Here is a 17750-nt window from a genome sequence, read left to right on the forward strand (position 1 = left end):
ACCCACACGATCCAGTCCTCGCGACCGACCAAGCGTGCGTTTCACCAAACTTCATACTGCAGTCGATGGCACGTCAGCGGTCCGATTCAGGATCCGGATGGTCAGTGAACCTGCTCCAGGAGGCCCTCCATGATCCGCCGGACCCTGTCCGTCCTCGCCGCCGCCGTCGCGCTCGCGGCCGCCGCCGGTCCCGTCACCGCCGAGGAGATGTCCGCCGACCGGCTGCCCGGTCCCCGCGTCCTGGACGTCATGACGTTCAACATCCATCACGCCGAGGGCACCGACGGCGTCCTCGACCTGCGGCGCGTGGCGAACGTCATCCGCAAGAGCGGCGCGGACGTGGTCGGCCTTCAGGAGGTCGACAACCACTACTCGTCGCGCAGCGACTGGGCGGACCAGCCTGCCGAGCTGGCGGAACTGCTCGGATACCACGTGGTCTTCGGCGCCAACATCGACAACAGCCCGCCTGCGCCCGGCGGCCACCGCGTCCAGTACGGCACCGCGATCCTCTCCCGCTACCCCGTCACCGCCTCGGACAACACCTGGCTCTACAAGTCGCCGGGCCAGGAGCAGCGCGGTCTGCTGCACGCCACGCTCGACGTCCACGGCAGGAAGGTGGAGTTCTACAACACGCATCTGGCCGCCGGCTCGCAGGCCGACCGCCTGCGGCAGACGGCGCAGGTGGTGGATCTGATCGGCGCGACGAAGCCCGGGATCCTCGTGGGCGACTTCAACGCACTGCCCGCCGCACCCGAGTCGCAGCCGCTGCAGAAGGCGTTCACGGACGCATGGGCCAAGTCCCCGCACCCGCGCGGTGACGGGGCGACCTACCCCGCGGAGTCGCCGACGGAGCGCATCGACCTCATCTACGCGACCCGTATGGTGACGCCGCTGGCCACCCGGGTGCTCAACGACGACCCGACGGCATCGGACCACCGCCCGCTCCTCAGCAAGGTGCTCGTCACGCCGTAGGGGCCTGCCGCAGGGAGGTCACCAGGTGTACGTCGCCGGCGGTCACGGTCGGGAATCACCCGGTGACCTCGAACTTCGATTCGATTACCATCTCCCCCGTGCATGAGAACCCACCTGTTCGGCGACGCGGCCGCTCCCGCCGGGAGCAACGACGTCGCCGCCGGGCCAGGCGACGCCGCATGACGTGGGCCGTGACGTCGGTCGTGATCCTCGTCGGCGGCGCCACCTACGCCGTCACCTGGAGCGACTCCGGTGGCTCGTCCGCGGCCGACCGGGCGAAGGCTCCGTCCCCGACGGCCGTCTCGGCCCGGGCGAAGGCGGGCGAGGCACCCGCGGACGCACCGAAGTCGCTGCCGTCGCCCACCCCGTCACAGAAGTCGTTCGATCTCGGGCCGGCTCTGGCTCCGGTGACCGCGCTCTTCGGCGACAACCGGATGGCCGTGGCGATGCTGGATGTCGAGAGCGGTGCCATGGCGACGTACGGGCATGACGCCTTCGACACCGCCAGCGTCGTGAAGGTGGACATCCTGGCGACCCTCCTGCTCCAGGCCCAGGACCAGGGGCGGAGGTTGAGCACCGAGGAGCGCGCCCAGTCCGCGGCCATGATCCAGAAGAGCGACAACGACTCCACCAGTGCCCTGTGGACCCGGATAGGCAGCGCCCCGGGTCTCGACGCGGCCAACGAACGGCTCGGCCTGCTCCAGACGCGGGGCGGTCAGGGGACCGTGTGGGGCATCACGCAAACCACGGCGGAAGACCAGATACGCCTGCTCCAGTGCGTGTTCGGCGACAAGTCGCCCCTGAGCGAGGCGTCGCGCACCTACATCCAGGACCTGATGCTGCACGTCGTGGGAAGCCAGACCTGGGGCGTGTCGGCAGCGTCCGACTCGGGGACGACCGCCCTGAAGAACGGGTGGCTCAAGCGGACCCAGACCAAGAAGTGGGACGTCAACAGCATCGGCCGGATAGAGCATGAGGGCCGCGTCTACCTGATGGCGGTACTTCTCAACGGCTGTAGCACCCAGGAGGTCGGCATCAGCATCGTGGAGCAGGCGTCGCGCGCGTCCGTGACGGCGTTCTCCCGAAAGCTCGGTGAGACGTCCGCCGGCTGACGACCTCTGGAAACTCTCCGCCTTCGCGGACGACGCGGTCAAGGAGTTCTTCCGCGTCTCGACGTCCCACCTCCTCAAGGCCGAGGCGGAGGCCGGTGTCGCCCACCACGTGGCGCTCTTCGTCGTGGGTACCGACGCCACGTAGTTTTTCGAGTTCGCGAAGTCCCTGGCGGACCCGGCGACGGAGGGCGACACCGTGAGCGTCGCCCCCATCAAGGTCCAGCCCATCTTCTCGGGCGACGTGGCCGCGGCCGTGGGGCGCACGGCCGTCGGCACGCCCGTCAACGGCACGGTCGAGGTCGCGGGCCCCGACGTGTTCAGCCTGGAGGACTTCATCCGCAAGTGCCTCGCCGTCCTGCGTCCTGACCGATTCGGCCGAGCCCCTGACGGCACACCCGTAAGGCCTCGGTCCCACCCGTCAGGAACCGCTCTCGGCGATCTGGCGGTATTCGTCCTCGGTCGGTTTGGGGATCTGCGTGTTCGGGCCGTAGAACGCACGACTGAGGCGGCTGCGAAGCCGCCGGATGCTCCCCCGGGCGGCGCTCTCGCCCTCGCGCGCCGGTACCGCCTCCAGCGGCCAGTACTGCTTGTGCGCGGTCAGGGCATACAGCCGCGCCTGGCTGAGCGGCTCGTGCACCTCGATGTACTCGCCGTGCCCCTGACGCTTGACCACCCCGGTCTCGCGACCGTGCAGGACCTTGTCGCGGTCGCGGCGCTGCAGCCCCAGGGCGCAGCGTTTGGCGACCACGAAAGCCAGTACGGGGACCGCGAAGAGAGCGATGCGCACGGTCCAGGTCACGGCGTTGACGGAGACGTGCAGATGAGTGGCGATCAGGTCGTTGGCAGCGCCGATCAACGCCACGAGATAGACACTGAGCCATGCCACGCCCACGGCCGTACGCACCGGACGGTTGCGTGGGCGGTCCAGAAGGTGCTGGTCGTCGTCGTCATCGGTCACCCACGCCTCCAGGAAGGGGTAGGCGCCGAGCGCGAGGAAGAGCAGTACGCCCACCAGCAGCGGCAGGAAGTTGTCCAGCGCGAGGGTGTGTCCCCAGAAGTCGATCTCCCAGCCGGGCATCACGCGCAGGAAGCCGTCGGCGACGCCCATGTACCAGTCGGGCTGGGAATCGGCGGAGACCTGGTCGGGGCGGAAGGGCCCGTAGGCCCACACGGGGTTGATCTGGGCAAGCCCCGCGATGAGGAAGATCACGCCGCACACGAGGAAGAAGTAGGCCCCGGCCTTGACGGCGTACACCCGCAACGGCATGCCCACGAGGTTGGCATTGGTGCGTCCGGGCCCGGGGTACTGGGTGTGCCGGTGGCGCACCGCGAGGACGAGGTGCAGGACGATCAGGGCCACCATCAGGCCGGGGATGATCAGGATGTGGATGGTGTTGAACCGGGCGATCAGGTCGTCCCCCGGGAACTCACCGCCGAAGAGAAAGAACGACAGGTACGTGCCCACCAGCGGAATCGAGAGGATCGTGCCGTTGACGACCTGAAGCCCCGTCCCTGACAACAGGTCGTCGGGCAGGTCATACCCCGTGAGACCGCCGAACATGGCGATGACCAGCAGAAGGAACCCGAAGACCCAGTTCAGTTCACGAGGCTTGCGGAACGCTCCCGTGAAGAACACCCGCATCATGTGCACGAAGATCGAGGCCACGAGGATCAGAGCGGCCCAGTGATGGGCCTGGCGCACAAGCAGCCCGCCGCGCACGTCGAAGGAGATGTGCAGGGTCGAGTCGAACGCCTGCGACACCAGGCGCCCCCGCAGGGGTGCGTAGCTGCCCTGGTACACCAGCAGGTCCGACGAGGGATGGAAGAAGAAGCTGAGGAAGACGCCGGTGATCAGCAGGACGACGAAGCTGTAGAGCGCGATCTCGCCGAGCATGAAGGACCAGTGGTCGGGAAAGACGAGGCGCCTGGCGGAGCGGGTCAGGCGACGGTGGCCCAGCCGGGCGTCCATCCACCGCACAATCCTCTCCCCCGTGCTGTCGTGCTCGCGCTCGGTCGACGGCAGGCTCTCCTCGACCATCTCTTCACCATTCGTCCGTGCTCCACGCGACCGCCGACGCCGTGCGCGATCGACCGTCCGACTACAGTCGACCTTGTCAAGTTTCGACCTGTATGTCCCCTCCGGTGCGCTTCGGCACGCCGCATGACCCCCGGTTCGCCCGGAGAAGCTGGCCTGCGTCGGGCGCGCCGCCGATGCCTGCCGCCTGCCGCCTGCCGCCTGCCGCCTGCGGAACGGGACGGGCGCGCACCTGTCCGGCCGGACCGACGGGCGCCGAGTGAGCCCTCCGCACACTCCCGTCGGGACTGGCGACCTCCGCGGCCGACGCGCGCGGAGGACTCCAGCTCGCCAGGTCGCTGGACGGGATCACACTGCTGGACGTGGAGGACGCCTGGCGTCAGGCGCCGGCCGACCAGACCGGGCTGCGCGTTCGGCGGGTCCCGGTTGCCCACCGATCGACTCGGGCCCGGGATTCCGCTCACCGGGAGCGGCACTTCCCCACTACTCGGTGATACCGTATAGCGGTACTCGGTAGCACGTAGTACCGAGGAGAGCTGAGGAGCACCCGCGATGGACGACCTGACGGAGATGTTGAAGGGCACGCTCGAAGGGTGCGTGCTCGAAATCATCGGCAGCGACGAGACCTACGGGTACGCCATCACTCGCCGGCTGAACGAGCTCGGCTTCTCCGACGTCGTCGAGGGGACCGTGTACACGATCTTGCTGCGACTGGAGAGAAACGGGCTCGTCCAGGTGACGAAACGTCCCTCCGAGGTCGGCCCGCCGCGCAAGTTCTACGCGCTCAACGACGCCGGGCGCGAGGAACTCGCAAGGTTCTGGGCGAAATGGCAGTACCTCTCATCACGCATCGACACGCTTAAGAGGGGCGGGAGATGAACTTCTGGGAGAAGGTCACAGGCAGCGATCTCACCAGGGACTGGCAGGCGTTCGGAGCCCGGGTCGCGGCTCTGCCGGAGGACTACAGGGAGGCGTGGGACCAGATCGTCGCCCACCTCTTCCCTTACGGCGACTTCACCGGCCGCAACCTGACTCCGATCCTCGACTCCGCCCTGGGGCTGCTGGAAGTGTCGGCAGCGGACGGGCAGAGCATCCACGAGGTGCTCGGCGACGACATTCCGGGCTTCTGCACGGCGCTCGCCGGCGGAGCCGGGGCCCGGACTCATCGCGACCGGTGGCGCGAGCAGTTGAACAGGAACGTCGCACGGAAATTGAGCCGGCTGGGAGGCTGACGTGAGCATCCAGGACATCATCGAAGGGAAGAAGCAGTGGCGGGCGCATGCCGCCCGGGTCAGGGCGCTCCCACCGGACTACCGGATTGTGTACAAGGAGCTGCAGAAGTACCTGTTCAAGGTCGGACCGGTCATTCTCTCCGACGGACCCCTCCTCCCTGAGATCGTCGCCTTCTTCGAGGAGGGCGTCGCGGAGGGAAAGGGCGTCTTGGAACTCATCGGCACCGACGTTGCCGCGTTCTGCGACGACCTGATCAAGGACTCTCCCACCTACGCGGATGCCTACCAGGAATCCATGAGCGGGGAACGCGGCGCGGCCACAGAGTGACAGCCGGCCGGCTCACGGCGGTCCCGCCACGGTCACGCACGGCAGGAGCGGACGCTCAGTCGCTGCGGCTGGGATAGGCGGCGGTCCGCACCAGCTCTACGCGGCCTTCCTCGACCTCTACCCCCTGATCGTCGATGAAGCCGACGTGGACAGGCCGCTCGGTCCCTTCGACCTGGCGCAGGATGCTGGGGCCCTCGGGCCACGGCAGGTACTTGTCGCCCCATTGCTGTAGCGCGAGCAGTACGACGAGCAGCTCGCGACCCGCGTCGGTGAGGAGGTAGGAGGAGCGCGCCCGCTCCCCCGGCTCCTGGTAGGGCACCTTCTCCAACACCTTGTATTCGACCAGCGTGTTCAGGCGCGAGGTGAGCACGTCCGGGGCGACGCCGAGCCCGCTGCGGAACTGCGAGAAGCGGCTCGCACCCGAGACCGCTTCGCGGAGGATCAAGAGGGTCCAGCGCTCGCCCAGCACTCCCAGACTGCGCGCGATGGCGCAGCTGTCGTTCGGAACTTTGCTCATACCTCCATGCTACCTGAGTTGGCTCACCGAACTCAGGTAGGCTAAGTTGGAATCCACAACCTAGCTGGGAGCTCGCCATGAAGATCGAAGGACAGACCGCCCTGGTCACCGGAGCCAACCGCGGCCTTGGACGCCACCTGGCCATGCAGTTGCGCGACCGCGGCGCGACGGTCTACGCCGCCGCCCGCAACCCGGCCTCCGTCGACCTGGCCGGGGTGAAGCCCCTCGCGCTCGACGTGACCGACTCGGCCTCGATCGCCGCGGCGGTGGAAGCCGCAGGAAACGTCTCGATCCTGGTCAACAACGCCGGCTCCGCCACGTACGCCTCGCTGCTGACCGGAGACCTGGCCGACATCCGCCTGGAGATGGACACCCACTTCCTCGGGACCCTCGCGGTGACCAGGGCGTTCGCACCGACGCTCGGAGCGCACGACAGCAGCGCGGTGCTGAACATCCTCTCGGCCACCTCGTGGCTCAACATCCCCGATTTCGGCGCGTACTGCGCCGCGAAGTCCGCCGCCTGGTCGATGACCAACGGGCTGCGCCAGGAGCTCGCCCCGCAGGGCACCCGCGTCTCGGGGCTGCACGTGGGCTACATGGACACCGACATGACCGCCGGCCTCGACGCACCGAAGGCCGACCCCGCCGACGTCGCCCGTATCGCTCTCGACGGCATCGCTGCCGGAACCGCCGAGATCGTCGCCGACGAGACGAGCAGAACGGTGCTCGCGGGCCTGTCCGCGGGTGTCGGCGCGCTGTACCCGCAGTTCGCCTGACCAAGGCTGTCCACCCTGGGGCACGCCTGGTCGCCGCTACTTGCGTCCGGCACGCGCCACCGGGCCACCGGGGTACGCGTTCATGCCCCGGGCCCTCGCGGAGCATGCAGCCGCTCCACGAAAGGCGTTCGCCATGGCGGCATCCGCCCACCCCACACCTCACCTCCGCCCCCTGGGCGAGGCCGGAGATCGCGAGCGGCTGAGGGCCTTGTGCCCCCGCCTGTCCCCGCGCAGTCGCCACCTGCGCTTCCAGGGAGCCGTCAACGAACTCAGAGACAGCCTCCTGGACCAACTTCTGGACCTCGATCACCTGCAGCGCGAAGCGCTGATCGCGATGGCCGACGACCAGATCCTCGGCGTTGCGCGCTACGCCACGGGCGACGACCCCCGTCGGGCCGAGGTAGCCATCGTGGTTGCCGACGAGTGGCAACGTCGAGGCATCGCAGCGCAGTTGGTGACCAGGCTCGCCGGCACCGCGATGGAGCACGGCATCCGGACCTTCACCGCATCAGTCCTCCGTGACAACGTTGAGGCCCGCCGACTGATCGGTGCCGTCGCCCCGCAACACCATCTGGCGAACGCGCCGGACAACCTGCGGTTCTCCTGGGACATCGCGAGTGGGCTCCAGCGCGCCCCGGCATCCTACGAGTAGACCTACGCACACCGGGGCGACGCCCCCCCCGCCGAAGTCCGATGAGCCGCACCGCAACGATCAGGCCCCACAGACCCCAGGCCGGGAGGCCGCACTGGCGTGCGCCACCAGGCATGCCGACAACACTCCTGCCGCAGGTACCCCGACCGCGGTCGGACGTCGTCAGCCACTGCGTCCACGGATTCTGTCGGAGCGACGACCTGATCCGCCGAGCGTCGCGGCGCCGTGCGTGAAGTCGTTGCCGGGCCTGCCTCGTCCCGCCGTCACCCCAGATCCCACGTCGCTCCGGATCAGCGGGAGGGCATTGACAATCTATTCACCCATCCTATTCAGTCGTCTTGGCTCCGCATACTTCCATACAGCACGTCGCCGTAACCACCGGACAAGAGGCTCCCCATGACCCAACTCGTCGAGCTGCGCTCGATCGACGTCGTCCCCGACGACGAACGGCACGGCAGCGCCTTCTCCCAGTTCACCCTGTGGCTGGGCGCCAACCTGCACATCACGGCCGTCGTCACGGGCGCCCTGGCGGTCGTCTTCGGCGGGGATGTCGTCTGGTCGCTGGTCGGGCTGCTGCTGGGCAACCTGCTCGGCGGCGCGGTCATGGCCCTGCACTCCGCGCAGGGCCCGAAGCTGGGCCTGCCGCAGATGATCCAGTCCCGTGCCCAGTTCGGGGTGCGCGGCGCGGTCGTCCCGCTGCTGCTCGTGGTGGTCATGTACGTCGGCTTCTTCGCCAGCGGCACGGTGCTGGCCGGGCAGGCGGTCGGCGAGCTGACGCACACCGACGACACGACCGGCATCATCGCCTTCGCACTGGTCACCGGGGTCATGGCGACCGTCGGCTACCGGATCATCCACGCCCTGGGCCGCATCGCGAGCGTCGTCTGCGCACTCGCGTTCGTCTACCTGGGCGTCCGGCTGCTGGAGCGCGCCGACCTCGGTGCGCTGCTCGGCGACGCGCACTTCTCACTGCCGATGTTCCTGCTCGCGATGTCGCTGTCGGCCTCCTGGCAGCTGGCGTTCGGCCCGTACGTGGCGGACTACTCCCGCTATCTGCCGCGCACGACGTCCACGCGGGCGACGTTCTGGTGGACGCTGTCAGGCTCGGCGCTCGGTTCGCAGTGGTCGATGGCGTTCGGGGTGCTGGCCGCGGCGACGGCGGGCGAGGCGTTCCTGGACAGCCAGGTGGGCTATGTGGTGGGCCTGGGCGGTACAGGCGTCATGGCCTCGTTCCTCTACTTCGTGATCGCACTCGGCAAACTGACCGTCAACGTCCTCAACACCTACGGCGGCTTCATGTCACTGGTCACGGGTGTCACCGGTTTCCGGGAGCGGCAGGTGCTCTCGCAGCGGGGCAGGACGGCGTACATCGCGCTGATCATGGTGGCGGGGACGGTGGTCGCGCTGGCCGGCAAGGACAGCTTCCTCACCTCGTTCAAGGACTTCTTGCTCTTCCTGCTGACCTTCTTCACTCCGTGGTCGGCGATCAACCTGGTCGACTACTACCTGATCTCCAAGGAGCGCTACGACATCCCGGCACTGTTCGATGCGAGCGGCCGGTACGGGGCCTGGCGCTGGGACGCGTTGACGGTGTACGCGGTGGGACTGCTGGCGCAACTGCCGTTCCTGGTGACCGGCTTCTACACCGGTCCGCTGGTGGCACCGCTGGGCGGGGCGGACGTGTCGTGGATCGTGGGGCTGGTGGTGCCTGCGCTGCTGTACTGGTGGCTGGCCCGGCGCACCCCGGTTCTCGGTGCCCCCACCCCGAAGACGGGGACAGTCCCCAGTGCGGCGGGCACCCGCGCTCCGTAGCGTCGATGCGGAGAGCGGCCGCGCTCTCGACCACCGGATCGAGCACGGAATCTGGGGCGAGATGACAGAGCGCGAACGGCGGGCCCCCCTGCGAGACGACGCCCTCTGACCACGCCCTGGCGCCACCTGCTCGAGGCCGCCCGATCGGAGCACGACCGACTCGCGCGCCCCGACGAAGCACGGGCTGTCTCCTCATGGCATTCGACGGCCTCCGTGCCGCGCGGGGCAGCGGCACCCCCGGGAACTTCCCTTACCGCGCGTTCAGGTCTTGCGCTTGGCCATGTCTGCCAGATCGGTAGTACCTGAGCGCTCTGGACGTTGCCGCGCGTGACGTTCGCGGTCGCAAGGTCAATACTGCCCCTGTGTGCCCCGTGGCAGTCTGCGGTCCTCGTGCCGGGAGTACCTGACTACGCGTCACCGAAGTCAGCAGTGAGTCAGCATCAGTAACCGCCGGAACCCGCCGACGACCGTCATGGAGCGCCAAGATCACGAAACCCGCACTTCCATTCTGACCAGCGAAAACGCAGGTCGCAGGCCTGTCTGCTAATCAACTTAGGAGATACCCGTGAAGATGCTCATCAACGTCCCCGAGACCGTGGTCGCGGACGCGTTGCGCGGTATGGCGGCCGCCCATCCCGAGCTGGCCGTGGATGTCGAGAACCGTGTGATCGTGCGGCGGGACGCGCCCGTGGCCGGGCAGGTGGCGTTGGTGTCGGGGGGCGGGTCCGGGCACGAGCCGCTGCACGGCGGGTTCGTGGGGCCCGGGATGCTCGCGGCGGCCTGTCCGGGTGAGGTGTTCACCTCGCCGGTGCCGGACCAGATGGTGCGGGCCGCGGCGGCTGTGGACAGCGGGGCCGGGGTGTTGTTCGTCGTCAAGAACTACACCGGTGACGTGCTCAACTTCGACATGGCCGCCGAGCTGGCCGAGGACGAGGGCATCCAGGTCGCGAAGGTGCTGGTCAACGACGACGTCGCGGTGACGGACAGTCTCTACACGGCCGGGCGGCGCGGCACGGGGGCGACGCTGTTCGTGGAGAAGATCGCCGGGGCCGCCGCGCAGGAGGGACGCCCGCTGGAGCAGGTGGAATCGCTCGCCCGGCGGGTCAACGACAGCTCCCGCAGCTTCGGCTTCGCGCTCAGCGCCGTCACCACGCCCGCCAAGGGTTCCCCCACCTTCGACCTCCCGGCGGGTGAACTGGAACTGGGCATCGGCATCCACGGGGAGCCCGGCCGTGAGCGGCGTCCCATGATGACCTCGGGCGAGATCGCCGAGGCCGCCGTGGACGCGGTCCTCACCGACCTCGCTCCGCGCAACCCGGTCCTCGTACTGGTCAACGGCATGGGCGCGACGCCGCTCCTCGAGCTGTACGGCTTCAACGCCGAGGTGCAGCGCATCCTCCGCGGGCGCGGGGTCGCCGTCGCCCGTACGCTCGTCGGCAACTACGTCACCTCGCTCGACATGGCGGGCGCCTCCGTCACCCTGTGCGAGATCGACGAGGAGCTGCTCGGGCTGTGGGACGCGCCGGTGAGTACCCCCGGACTGAGGTGGGGCATGTGACGGTGGACGGGGAAGGCATCGCAACGTACCTACCAGGCAAGGAGACACCGTGCTCGACGCCGACTTCTTCCGCCGCTGGATGACGGTCACCACCGCGTCCGTCGACCGCGAGGCGGAACGGCTCACCGCCCTCGACTCTCCCATCGGCGACGCCGACCACGGCAGCAACCTCCAGCGGGGGTTCAGGGACGTGGCGGCCGCGCTGGAGAAGGAGGCGCCGGACACTCCCGGCGCGGTCCTGATCCTCGCCGGGCGCCGGCTCATCTCCACAGTCGGCGGCGCCTCGGGGCCGTTGTACGGGACGCTGCTGCGCCGTACCGGCAAGTCACTCGGGGACGCGCCCGAGGTCAGCCGGGAGCAGTTGGCGGAGGCGTTCCGGACGGGCGTGGACGCCGTCATGACGCTCGGGGGTGCCGCGCCGGGCGACAAGACGATGATCGACGCCCTGGTGCCCGCCGTGGACGCCCTCGGTGACTCGTTCGCCGCGGCGCGCACGGCGGCCGAGGAGGGGGCCGAGGCGACCACACCGTTGCAGGCCCGCAAGGGCAGGGCGAGCTACCTCGGCGAGCGCAGCATCGGGCACCAGGATCCCGGTGCCACCTCGGCGGCACTGCTCGTCGCGGCACTCCAGGAGGCGGCCGGTGAGTGAGGAGAAGCTGGTCGGGATCGTGCTGGTGTCGCACAGCGCCGCGGTCGCCGCGTCCGTGGCGGAGCTGGCCAAGGCACTGTCGGGCGGTGGCGCGGCCGTCCCCGTGGCCCCGGCGGGCGGGACCGCGTCCGGCGAGTTCGGCACCAGCTCCGAGCTGGTGTCGGCGGCCGCCGCGTCCGTGGACCGGGGTGCGGGCGTCGCCGTCCTCACCGACCTCGGCAGCGCGGTGCTCACGGTCAAGGCGCTGCTCGCCGAGGGCGACGAACTCCCGGCCCACACCCGTCTGGTGGACGCGCCGTTCGTCGAGGGCGCGGTGGCCGCCGTGGTGACGGCCTCGACGGGCGCCGACCTGGCGGCCGTGGAGGCGGCCGCCGCCGAGGCGTACTCCTACCGGAAGGCCTAGGCAGGGCCTGCTCCGGGGCGGCCGGGTGAGCCCGGCCGCCTCGGTGCGCGGCGGCGCGGCCCTCGGTCGTCCCGGTCTCAGTCGTCGGCCATGAACTTCCGCACCAGCCGCTCCCCCTCCTTCTCCGCGGCCTCCCGGTCTTCGATGGGCTCGACCTCGCTGCCCTTGAAGACGATGTACGTCACGTCGGACGCCGCACCGCCGCCGTGCGGGTCGGCCGGGACGCCGAGCGCCTCCGCGGCGGCGTAGGACGCCTCGCCGATGAGGTCGCGCGGGCCGACGTCGCCGACGACCGCGTACCGCACCCGGTCCCCGTGGACGAGGGCGGCGAGCGATCCGCCGCGCACGTCGTCCGCGCGGTGGTCCCAGATGTCGCTCGGCTCGGGCACCACGACGTAGGGCAGGCGTTCGGCGTCCAGCGGGCGGCCGTCCGACCGGGTGAACGCGGTGGCGGGGCTGAAGTGCGGGTCACTGCCGCTGTTGCACCGGTCGCCGGGCACCCCGTCGCAGTCGACGTCCAGGTCGGCCTTCCAGTACACGGCATCGCGCTTGCCGCAGACCGGGATGTCCGCCGGTGCCCCGGAGTCCTTGCGGTAGCGCCCGCGCGAGACGGGTGTGCAGTCGCGCACCTCGGCCAGCAGGTCGGCGGCGCGGACCGGCGCCTCTCGCCCGTCCCCCTTCGGACGGGCAGCCGCCCCGGGGTCCGGCCCGACCCGGGACGGGGGCCCGGGCGGCCCGGCCGAGCGGTCCGGGACCGGTCCGATCCGGACTCCGGACCGGTTCGCACGTCCCAGGGCGTCCTGGGACCGGCCGTCGGCCAGGAGGCGCGCCGGGAGGTCGGCGCGGAGCGGGTGCGGAGCGTCGGGGAACGTCGTGGGAGCGATCAGGGCGGCACTGGCCGCGACCAGCGACAGCGACTGGACACGCACGATGTGGCCTCTCCTGGGGGACATGGGCGGGCACTCGTTCCCATCTGTCCCCGATTCGGCCGCGCGGCCACCTTTCACAGGGCCAGACGGTGCACGCCCGGTCCCGCGCGCCCGTCCCAGGAGCGCGACCGGGGGCGGGCGGGCCGGGACCGGTTACGGTTTCCGGCGCGCCCGGCCACCCGCGCCGGCGCGGGAACTGCGACGACAGCGGTCCGCGCCTGGGTCCCGAACACGCCTGAATTCTCGCGGAGTTCGACCCTGAGGTGATTCAGCATACGCAACCAGGCGACGACCCTCTTGATGTGATCGCGTCACGGGCGTCATATTGGTCCGGACCATTGCCGTCGCATCGAATCGGGCCGACGCCCCACCGGAGGCTGAGCCGTGCGAGACGTACCCGCTCCCGCTGTCCCCGCTCCCGCCGCCCCCGGCGTGTTCCTGCGCCGGTGCGCCCTGCCGCTGCTCTGCGGCGCGGTCGTCCTGCTGACCTCCTGCGGCACGGGCGCGGGCGGGGAGGGGGAGGACGGCGGGCTGCCCGGCGTGCCCATGGGCGTCACCGCCGAGGCGGGCAGTGCGACGACCGTGCACGTGATGTGGAACGCGCTGGACAGGGCCGAGACCTACGAGGTGTACCGCGGCGGCACGTTGGTCAAGAAGGTACCGGCGTCCGACCGCATGGTGGACGTCACCCGGCTGCGCCCCTCGACGGCGTACGCCTTCACCGTGCGGGCGCGCGACGCCGACGGGCGGCTCGGGCCGCGCAGCCGGGAGGTGCGGGCCACCACGCCGGCCGCCGTCACCGACGCCTCCGCCCCCACCCGCCCGGAGGGCGCCGAGGGCCGGGCGGCGGGCCCCCGGGCCGTGCAGCTCACCTGGTCGGCCGCGAAGGACGACCGCAAGGTGGTGTCGTACGACGTCTACCAGGGCGGCACGAAGGTGCACAGCGTCGGCGGCGCCCAGACGGCGGCCGTGGTCACGGGGCTGCGGCCGGGCACCCGTTACACCTTCACGGTGCGGGCGCGGGACGCCGCCGACAACCTCTCCCCCGCCAGTGCCGCCGTCCGGCTCTCCACCCCGGGGTCCGACAACGGCCGCGCCTCCGCGCCCACCGGTCTGCGCGCGGCCTCCCATCTCGCCGACGGGGCGTACTACCTCGACCTGACCTGGGTCCCGCCGCGGACGGACGGCCCGGTCGCCGAGTACCAGATCCACCTGGACGGCCGTCCGGCGACCTCCCTGGTCTACGGCGCCGAAGCCCCGCGCGACCTGGCCGAGTACAGCTTCTACGCGGGACGTGAGGCCGGTGTCACGCACCGGGTGCGGGTCCGGGCCAGGCTGGCCGACGGCACCTGGGGCGGCTTCTCGGAGGAACGGAAGGTGACGCTGGGCGCGGGCGGCTGACCTCGGTGCGGCTCCGGCCGGCCGGCACGTCACCTGGGCGGTCGCGCTCGGCATGCGGGCGCGGCCGCCGCACTGTTGGCTGCCACTGAGGGAGCACGGGCGTTCCCGATCTCGGCGACGCAAGGGATGTGCCGCCGACCGTGCCGCCGGAGGGCAGTCCACATGCGCATCTCTTCGCCGTATCTCCGCTCCGGCCTGACCGTGGCAGCCGCTGCCGCGCTGCCCGTCGCCCTGGCCGCCGGGCCGGCTCTCGCGGGGCCGGGCATCTCGGTGAGCACCACCGGGACCACGGTGTCGGTCACCACCACGGCCTGCGCCCAGCTCAACGGCAGTTGGGGCACCGCCTCGCTGCTCACCAGCAGCCAGCGCGACTTCGCGCAGGGGCGCCAAGTGGCGCTGTCCGGCACCGGTTCCGGGCAGTCGGCGGCCTGGTCGGGCATCTCGCCGGGCACCTACACGGTGATCGTCATGTGCTCGAACAACAGCACCGCGGGCACCCAGACGGTCATCGTCTCCAGCGCGCCCACCCCGTCCCCGAGCCGCTCGGCCACACCCTCGCCGTCCGCGTCGCCGCGCGGGGTCATGGGCGGCCTGGGCGGGGCGATCCAGGACTACGGCACCGCGACCCTGGTGGCAGGCGGCGCGCTGGTGGGGGCCGGTGTCATCGGCGCGGCCTGGTTCCTGCGCCGCCGCGCGAAGCCCTACCGGTTCTGAGCCCTACCGGTCCTGAGCCCCGGCCCCCTCGGCTGGCAGCTCGGCGAACTCCGCCAGCGCGTGCCTGAGCCATCCCGTCCAGAAGGTCTCCAGGTCGATGCCGGCCCGCAGCACCAGGTGCCGCAGCCGGTCCTCGGCACTGTCCCTGCCGGGCGGGAAGTCGCGCTCCTCGATCGCCCGGTACTCCGCCAACTGCTGCTCGTGCAGGTCCAGATGGCGGCGCAGGTCCTCCTCGACACCGGCTGTTCCGACCACCGCGGCGGCCCGCAGGCGCAGCAGCATCGTGTCCCGCAGGGGCTTGGGGTCCTGGGGTACGGCGGTCCAGCGGGCCAGCTCCTCGCGGCCGGCCGGCAGCACCTCGTAGGACTTCTTCTGCCCGCGGGCCGGCTGCCGCCCGGGCAGCTCGCGGATCAGCCCCTCGCCCTCCAGCTTGCCCAGCTCGCGATAGATCTGCTGATGCGTCGCCGACCAGAAGTAGCCGATCGACCGGTCGAACCGGCGGGTCAGCTCCAGTCCGGACGACGGCTTTTCGACCAGCGCGGTGAGGATCGCGTGCGGGAGGGACATGGGCTCATCCTAGGGATGCCGTGGGCCGCCCGGACGGCCGCTACAGCGCCGCCGCCAGTTCGGTGCCCTGTTTGATGGCGCGCTTGGCGTCCAGTTCGGCGGCCACGTCGGCGCCGCCGATGAGGTGCGCGCTTCGACCGGCGGCGACCAGGTCGTCGTACAGGCCGCGGCTGGGCTCCTGGCCGGTGCAGAGCACGACCGTGTCGACCTCGAGGACGGTGGACTCGTCACCGATGGTGACGTGCAGTCCGGCGTCGTCGATCCGGTCGTAGCGCACGCCCGGGACCATGGTGACGCCGCGCTGCCTCAGCTCGGTGCGGTGGATCCAGCCGGTGGTCTTCCCGAGCCCGGCGCCGACCTTGGAGCTCTTGCGCTGGAGCAGGTGGACGGCGCGCGGCGGCGCGGGGCGCTCGGGCGCGGTGAGGCCACCGGCGGTGGCGTAGTCCATGTCGACACCCCAGAGGCGGAAGTACGTCGACGGGTCCTCGTGCGCCTTGTCGCCGCCGTCGGTGAGGTATTCGGCGACGTCGAAGCCGATGCCGCCGGCGCCGAGGACGGCGACGCGGTCGCCGACGGGGGCGCCGTCGCGGAGCACGTCGAGGTAGCCGACGACGCTCGGGTGGTCGATGCCGGGGATGTCCGGTGTGCGGGGCGTGACGCCGGTGGCGACGACGACCTCGTCGTGGCCGGTGAGGTCGTCGGCAGCGACCCGCGTGTTGAGGCGTACGTCGACGCCGTGCGCGGTCAGTTGGGCGCGGTAGTAGCGCAGCGTCTCGTCGAACTCCTGCTTGCCGGGGACCTTGCGGGCCACGTTGAGCTGGCCGCCGATCTCGCCGGCGGCGTCGAAGAGGGTGACCTCGTGGCCGCGTTCGGCCGCGCTGACCGCGCAGGCGAGCCCGGCGGGTCCGGCGCCGACGACCGCGACGCGCTTGCGCCGCCGGGTCGGGGTGAGGACCAGCTCGGTCTCGTGGCAGGCGCGGGGGTTGACCAGGCAGGAGGTGATCCGGCCGCTGAAGGTGTGGTCGAGGCATGCCTGGTTGCAGCCGATGCAGGTGTTGATGGCCTCGGGGCGGCCGGCGGCGGCCTTGGCGACGAAGTCGGGGTCGGCGAGCATCGGGCGGGCCATCGAGACCATGTCGGCGGTGCCCTCGGCGAGCAGCCGCTCGGCGACCTCGGGGGTGTTGATGCGGTTGGTGGTGACGAGCGGCACCGTCACCTCGCCCATCAGGCGCCTGGTCACCCAGGTGTAGGCGCCGCGCGGCACGGAGGTGGCGATGGTGGGGATGCGGGCCTCGTGCCAGCCGATGCCGGTGTTGATGATGGTCGCTCCGGCGGCCTCGACGGCCTTGGCGAGGGTGACGACCTCGTCGAGGGTGGAGCCGCCGGGCACCAGGTCGAGCATGGACAGGCGGTAGACGACGATGAAGTCCTCGCCGACCGCCTCGCGCACCCGGCGGACGATCTCGACGGGGAAGCGCGTCCGGTTCTCGTACGAGCCGCCCCAGCGGTCGGTGCGGTGGTTGGTCCGCGCGGCGATGAACTCGTTGATCAGATAGCCCTCGGAGCCCATGATCTCGACGCCGTCGTACCCGGCCCCGCGGGCCAGCCGGGCGGTGCGGACGTAGTCGTCGATGGTGCGCTCGATCTCGGCGTCGGTCAGCTCGCGGGGCAGGTGCGGGCTGATCGGGGCCTGGAGCGCGCTCGGGGCGACCAGGTCGGCGTGGTAGGCGTAGCGGCCGAAGTGCAGGATCTGCAGGGCGATGCGGCCGCCCTCGCGGTGCACGGCGTCGGTGACCACGCGGTGCTGCGCGGCCTCGTCCTCGGTGGTGAGCCTGGCACCGCCCGGGTAGGGGCGGCCCTCGTCGTTGGGGGCGATGCCGCCGGTGACGATCAGGCCCACTCCCCCGCGGGCCCGCTCGGCGTAGAAGGCCGCCATCCGCTCGAAGCCGTTCTCCGCCTCCTCCAGGCCGACGTGCATGGAGCCCATCAGGACCCGGTTGGGGAGCGTCGTGAAGCCCAGGTCGAGCGGGCTCAGCAGGTGGGGGTAGCGGCTCATCGGGGCGCCTCCGTGCGGGGTGTGGTGCCTCCGTTGT

Annotated in this window: 18 protein-coding genes and 1 pseudogene; 14 read left to right on the top strand and 5 right to left on the bottom strand. The window is 70.8% G+C overall.

Translation table 11 applies throughout. The features are described 5' to 3' along the window. Window positions 1–129: 129 nt before the first annotated feature. From ACGF3J_RS21980 to ACGF3J_RS21990, 3 genes and pseudogenes are all read left to right on the top strand, one after another. The gene (locus tag ACGF3J_RS21980) at window positions 130–972 is read left to right on the top strand and encodes an endonuclease/exonuclease/phosphatase family protein (RefSeq protein ID WP_161328791.1); all 843 of its coding nucleotides are present in this window, start codon (window positions 130–132) and stop codon (window positions 970–972) included. Window positions 973–1151: 179 nt separating this feature from the next. Further along, the gene (locus ACGF3J_RS21985; RefSeq protein ID WP_202558088.1) at window positions 1152–2084 is read left to right on the top strand and encodes a serine hydrolase; all 933 of its coding nucleotides are present in this window, start codon (window positions 1152–1154) and stop codon (window positions 2082–2084) included. A gap of 1 nt (window position 2085) precedes the next feature. Beyond that, a pseudogene (locus tag ACGF3J_RS21990) lies at window positions 2086–2454 on the top strand (NmrA family transcriptional regulator); the annotation flags it as partial. Window positions 2455–2502: 48 nt separating this feature from the next. Here ACGF3J_RS21990 and ACGF3J_RS21995 read toward each other — a convergent pair. Beyond that, complete coding sequence (locus ACGF3J_RS21995; RefSeq protein WP_161328789.1) at window positions 2503–4122, bottom strand: cytochrome bc complex cytochrome b subunit; 1620 nt, start codon at window positions 4120–4122, stop codon at window positions 2503–2505. Between the two features lie 549 nt (window positions 4123–4671). Between ACGF3J_RS21995 and ACGF3J_RS22000 the strand changes: the two genes are divergently transcribed. The 3 genes from ACGF3J_RS22000 to ACGF3J_RS22010 are packed head-to-tail and all read left to right on the top strand — an operon-like array spanning window position 4672 to window position 5679. Continuing rightward, window positions 4672–4998 (top strand): PadR family transcriptional regulator, encoded by a 327-nt coding sequence (locus tag ACGF3J_RS22000; protein ID WP_161328788.1) that lies wholly within the window; start codon window positions 4672–4674, stop codon window positions 4996–4998. After that, window positions 4995–5351: a DUF1048 domain-containing protein gene (locus ACGF3J_RS22005; RefSeq protein ID WP_161328787.1), complete on the top strand. Its 357-nt coding sequence runs from the start codon at window positions 4995–4997 to the stop codon at window positions 5349–5351. The genes ACGF3J_RS22000 and ACGF3J_RS22005 overlap by 4 nt, the downstream gene beginning before the upstream one ends. A 1-nt stretch (window position 5352) precedes the next feature. Further along, window positions 5353–5679, top strand: coding sequence for a DUF1048 domain-containing protein (locus tag ACGF3J_RS22010; RefSeq protein WP_161328786.1), 327 nt, complete (start codon window positions 5353–5355; stop codon window positions 5677–5679). Window positions 5680–5734: 55 nt separating this feature from the next. On the opposite strand, the gene ACGF3J_RS22015 is transcribed toward ACGF3J_RS22010, so the two are convergent. Beyond that, window positions 5735–6196: a helix-turn-helix domain-containing protein gene (locus ACGF3J_RS22015; protein WP_161328785.1), complete on the bottom strand. Its 462-nt coding sequence runs from the start codon at window positions 6194–6196 to the stop codon at window positions 5735–5737. 77 nt (window positions 6197–6273) lie between these two features. Here ACGF3J_RS22015 and ACGF3J_RS22020 point away from each other — a divergent pair, with 77 nt between their 5' ends. From ACGF3J_RS22020 to ACGF3J_RS22045, 6 genes are all read left to right on the top strand, one after another. Beyond that, window positions 6274–6972 carry an SDR family oxidoreductase gene (locus ACGF3J_RS22020; protein ID WP_393854509.1) on the top strand — a complete coding sequence of 233 codons (699 nt, stop codon included), beginning with the start codon at window positions 6274–6276 and terminating at the stop codon, window positions 6970–6972. 133 nt (window positions 6973–7105) lie between these two features. Then, window positions 7106–7624, top strand: coding sequence for a GNAT family N-acetyltransferase (locus ACGF3J_RS22025; RefSeq protein WP_161328783.1), 519 nt, complete (start codon window positions 7106–7108; stop codon window positions 7622–7624). A gap of 396 nt (window positions 7625–8020) precedes the next feature. Then, window positions 8021–9436: a cytosine permease gene (locus tag ACGF3J_RS22030; RefSeq protein WP_161328782.1), complete on the top strand. Its 1416-nt coding sequence runs from the start codon at window positions 8021–8023 to the stop codon at window positions 9434–9436. Between the two features lie 565 nt (window positions 9437–10001). Beyond that, a complete protein-coding gene (gene dhaK / locus ACGF3J_RS22035) occupies window positions 10002–10994 on the top strand; it encodes a dihydroxyacetone kinase subunit DhaK (protein WP_161328781.1) in 993 nt (330 codons plus the stop codon). A gap of 49 nt (window positions 10995–11043) precedes the next feature. Beyond that, window positions 11044–11643: a dihydroxyacetone kinase subunit DhaL gene (dhaL, locus tag ACGF3J_RS22040; RefSeq protein WP_122614602.1), complete on the top strand. Its 600-nt coding sequence runs from the start codon at window positions 11044–11046 to the stop codon at window positions 11641–11643. After that, window positions 11636–12046 (top strand): PTS fructose transporter subunit IIA, encoded by a 411-nt coding sequence (locus ACGF3J_RS22045; RefSeq protein WP_161328780.1) that lies wholly within the window; start codon window positions 11636–11638, stop codon window positions 12044–12046. Before dhaL ends, ACGF3J_RS22045 begins: the two co-directional genes overlap by 8 nt. A gap of 77 nt (window positions 12047–12123) precedes the next feature. On the opposite strand, the gene ACGF3J_RS22050 is transcribed toward ACGF3J_RS22045, so the two are convergent. After that, window positions 12124–12975, bottom strand: a complete 852-nt coding sequence (locus tag ACGF3J_RS22050) for a glycoside hydrolase family 75 protein (RefSeq protein WP_393854510.1) — start codon at window positions 12973–12975, stop codon at window positions 12124–12126. Between the two features lie 384 nt (window positions 12976–13359). Here ACGF3J_RS22050 and ACGF3J_RS22055 point away from each other — a divergent pair, with 384 nt between their 5' ends. Both ACGF3J_RS22055 and ACGF3J_RS22060 read left to right on the top strand, forming a co-directional pair. Further along, on the top strand, window positions 13360–14376 hold the full coding sequence (locus ACGF3J_RS22055; RefSeq protein ID WP_393854511.1) for a fibronectin type III domain-containing protein: 1017 nt from the start codon (window positions 13360–13362) through the stop codon (window positions 14374–14376). 162 nt (window positions 14377–14538) lie between these two features. Then, window positions 14539–15090, top strand: a complete 552-nt coding sequence (locus tag ACGF3J_RS22060; protein WP_161329737.1) for a hypothetical protein — start codon at window positions 14539–14541, stop codon at window positions 15088–15090. Window positions 15091–15093: 3 nt separating this feature from the next. Here the strand turns inward: ACGF3J_RS22060 and ACGF3J_RS22065 are convergent, their stop codons facing one another. Both ACGF3J_RS22065 and ACGF3J_RS22070 read right to left on the bottom strand, forming a co-directional pair. Continuing rightward, window positions 15094–15657, bottom strand: coding sequence for a PadR family transcriptional regulator (locus ACGF3J_RS22065; RefSeq protein WP_161329736.1), 564 nt, complete (start codon window positions 15655–15657; stop codon window positions 15094–15096). Window positions 15658–15697: 40 nt separating this feature from the next. After that, the gene (locus tag ACGF3J_RS22070) at window positions 15698–17713 is read right to left on the bottom strand and encodes an NADPH-dependent 2,4-dienoyl-CoA reductase (RefSeq protein WP_161329735.1); all 2016 of its coding nucleotides are present in this window, start codon (window positions 17711–17713) and stop codon (window positions 15698–15700) included. Between the last annotated feature and the right edge of the window lie 37 nt (window positions 17714–17750).

Source organism: Streptomyces sp. NPDC048171 (assembly GCF_043202655.1).
Taxonomy (GTDB): Bacteria; Actinomycetota; Actinomycetes; order Streptomycetales; family Streptomycetaceae; genus Streptomyces.

Excerpts from the sequence above, each read along its gene's own strand:
- ACGF3J_RS21980 (WP_161328791.1), top strand. The coding sequence starts at position 130 with ATGATCCGCCGGACCCTGTCCGTCCTCGCCGCCGCCGTCGCGCTCGCG.
- ACGF3J_RS21985 (WP_202558088.1), top strand. The coding sequence starts at position 1,152 with ATGACGTGGGCCGTGACGTCGGTCGTGATCCTCGTCGGCGGCGCCACC.
- ACGF3J_RS21995 (WP_161328789.1), bottom strand. The coding sequence starts at position 4,122 with ATGGTCGAGGAGAGCCTGCCGTCGACCGAGCGCGAGCACGACAGCACG.
- ACGF3J_RS22000 (WP_161328788.1), top strand. The coding sequence starts at position 4,672 with ATGGACGACCTGACGGAGATGTTGAAGGGCACGCTCGAAGGGTGCGTG.
- ACGF3J_RS22005 (WP_161328787.1), top strand. The coding sequence starts at position 4,995 with ATGAACTTCTGGGAGAAGGTCACAGGCAGCGATCTCACCAGGGACTGG.
- ACGF3J_RS22015 (WP_161328785.1), bottom strand. The coding sequence starts at position 6,196 with ATGAGCAAAGTTCCGAACGACAGCTGCGCCATCGCGCGCAGTCTGGGA.
- ACGF3J_RS22020 (WP_393854509.1), top strand. The coding sequence starts at position 6,274 with ATGAAGATCGAAGGACAGACCGCCCTGGTCACCGGAGCCAACCGCGGC.
- ACGF3J_RS22025 (WP_161328783.1), top strand. The coding sequence starts at position 7,106 with ATGGCGGCATCCGCCCACCCCACACCTCACCTCCGCCCCCTGGGCGAG.
- ACGF3J_RS22030 (WP_161328782.1), top strand. The coding sequence starts at position 8,021 with ATGACCCAACTCGTCGAGCTGCGCTCGATCGACGTCGTCCCCGACGAC.
- ACGF3J_RS22060 (WP_161329737.1), top strand. The coding sequence starts at position 14,539 with ATGCGCATCTCTTCGCCGTATCTCCGCTCCGGCCTGACCGTGGCAGCC.
- ACGF3J_RS22065 (WP_161329736.1), bottom strand. The coding sequence starts at position 15,657 with ATGTCCCTCCCGCACGCGATCCTCACCGCGCTGGTCGAAAAGCCGTCG.
- ACGF3J_RS22070 (WP_161329735.1), bottom strand. The coding sequence starts at position 17,713 with ATGAGCCGCTACCCCCACCTGCTGAGCCCGCTCGACCTGGGCTTCACG.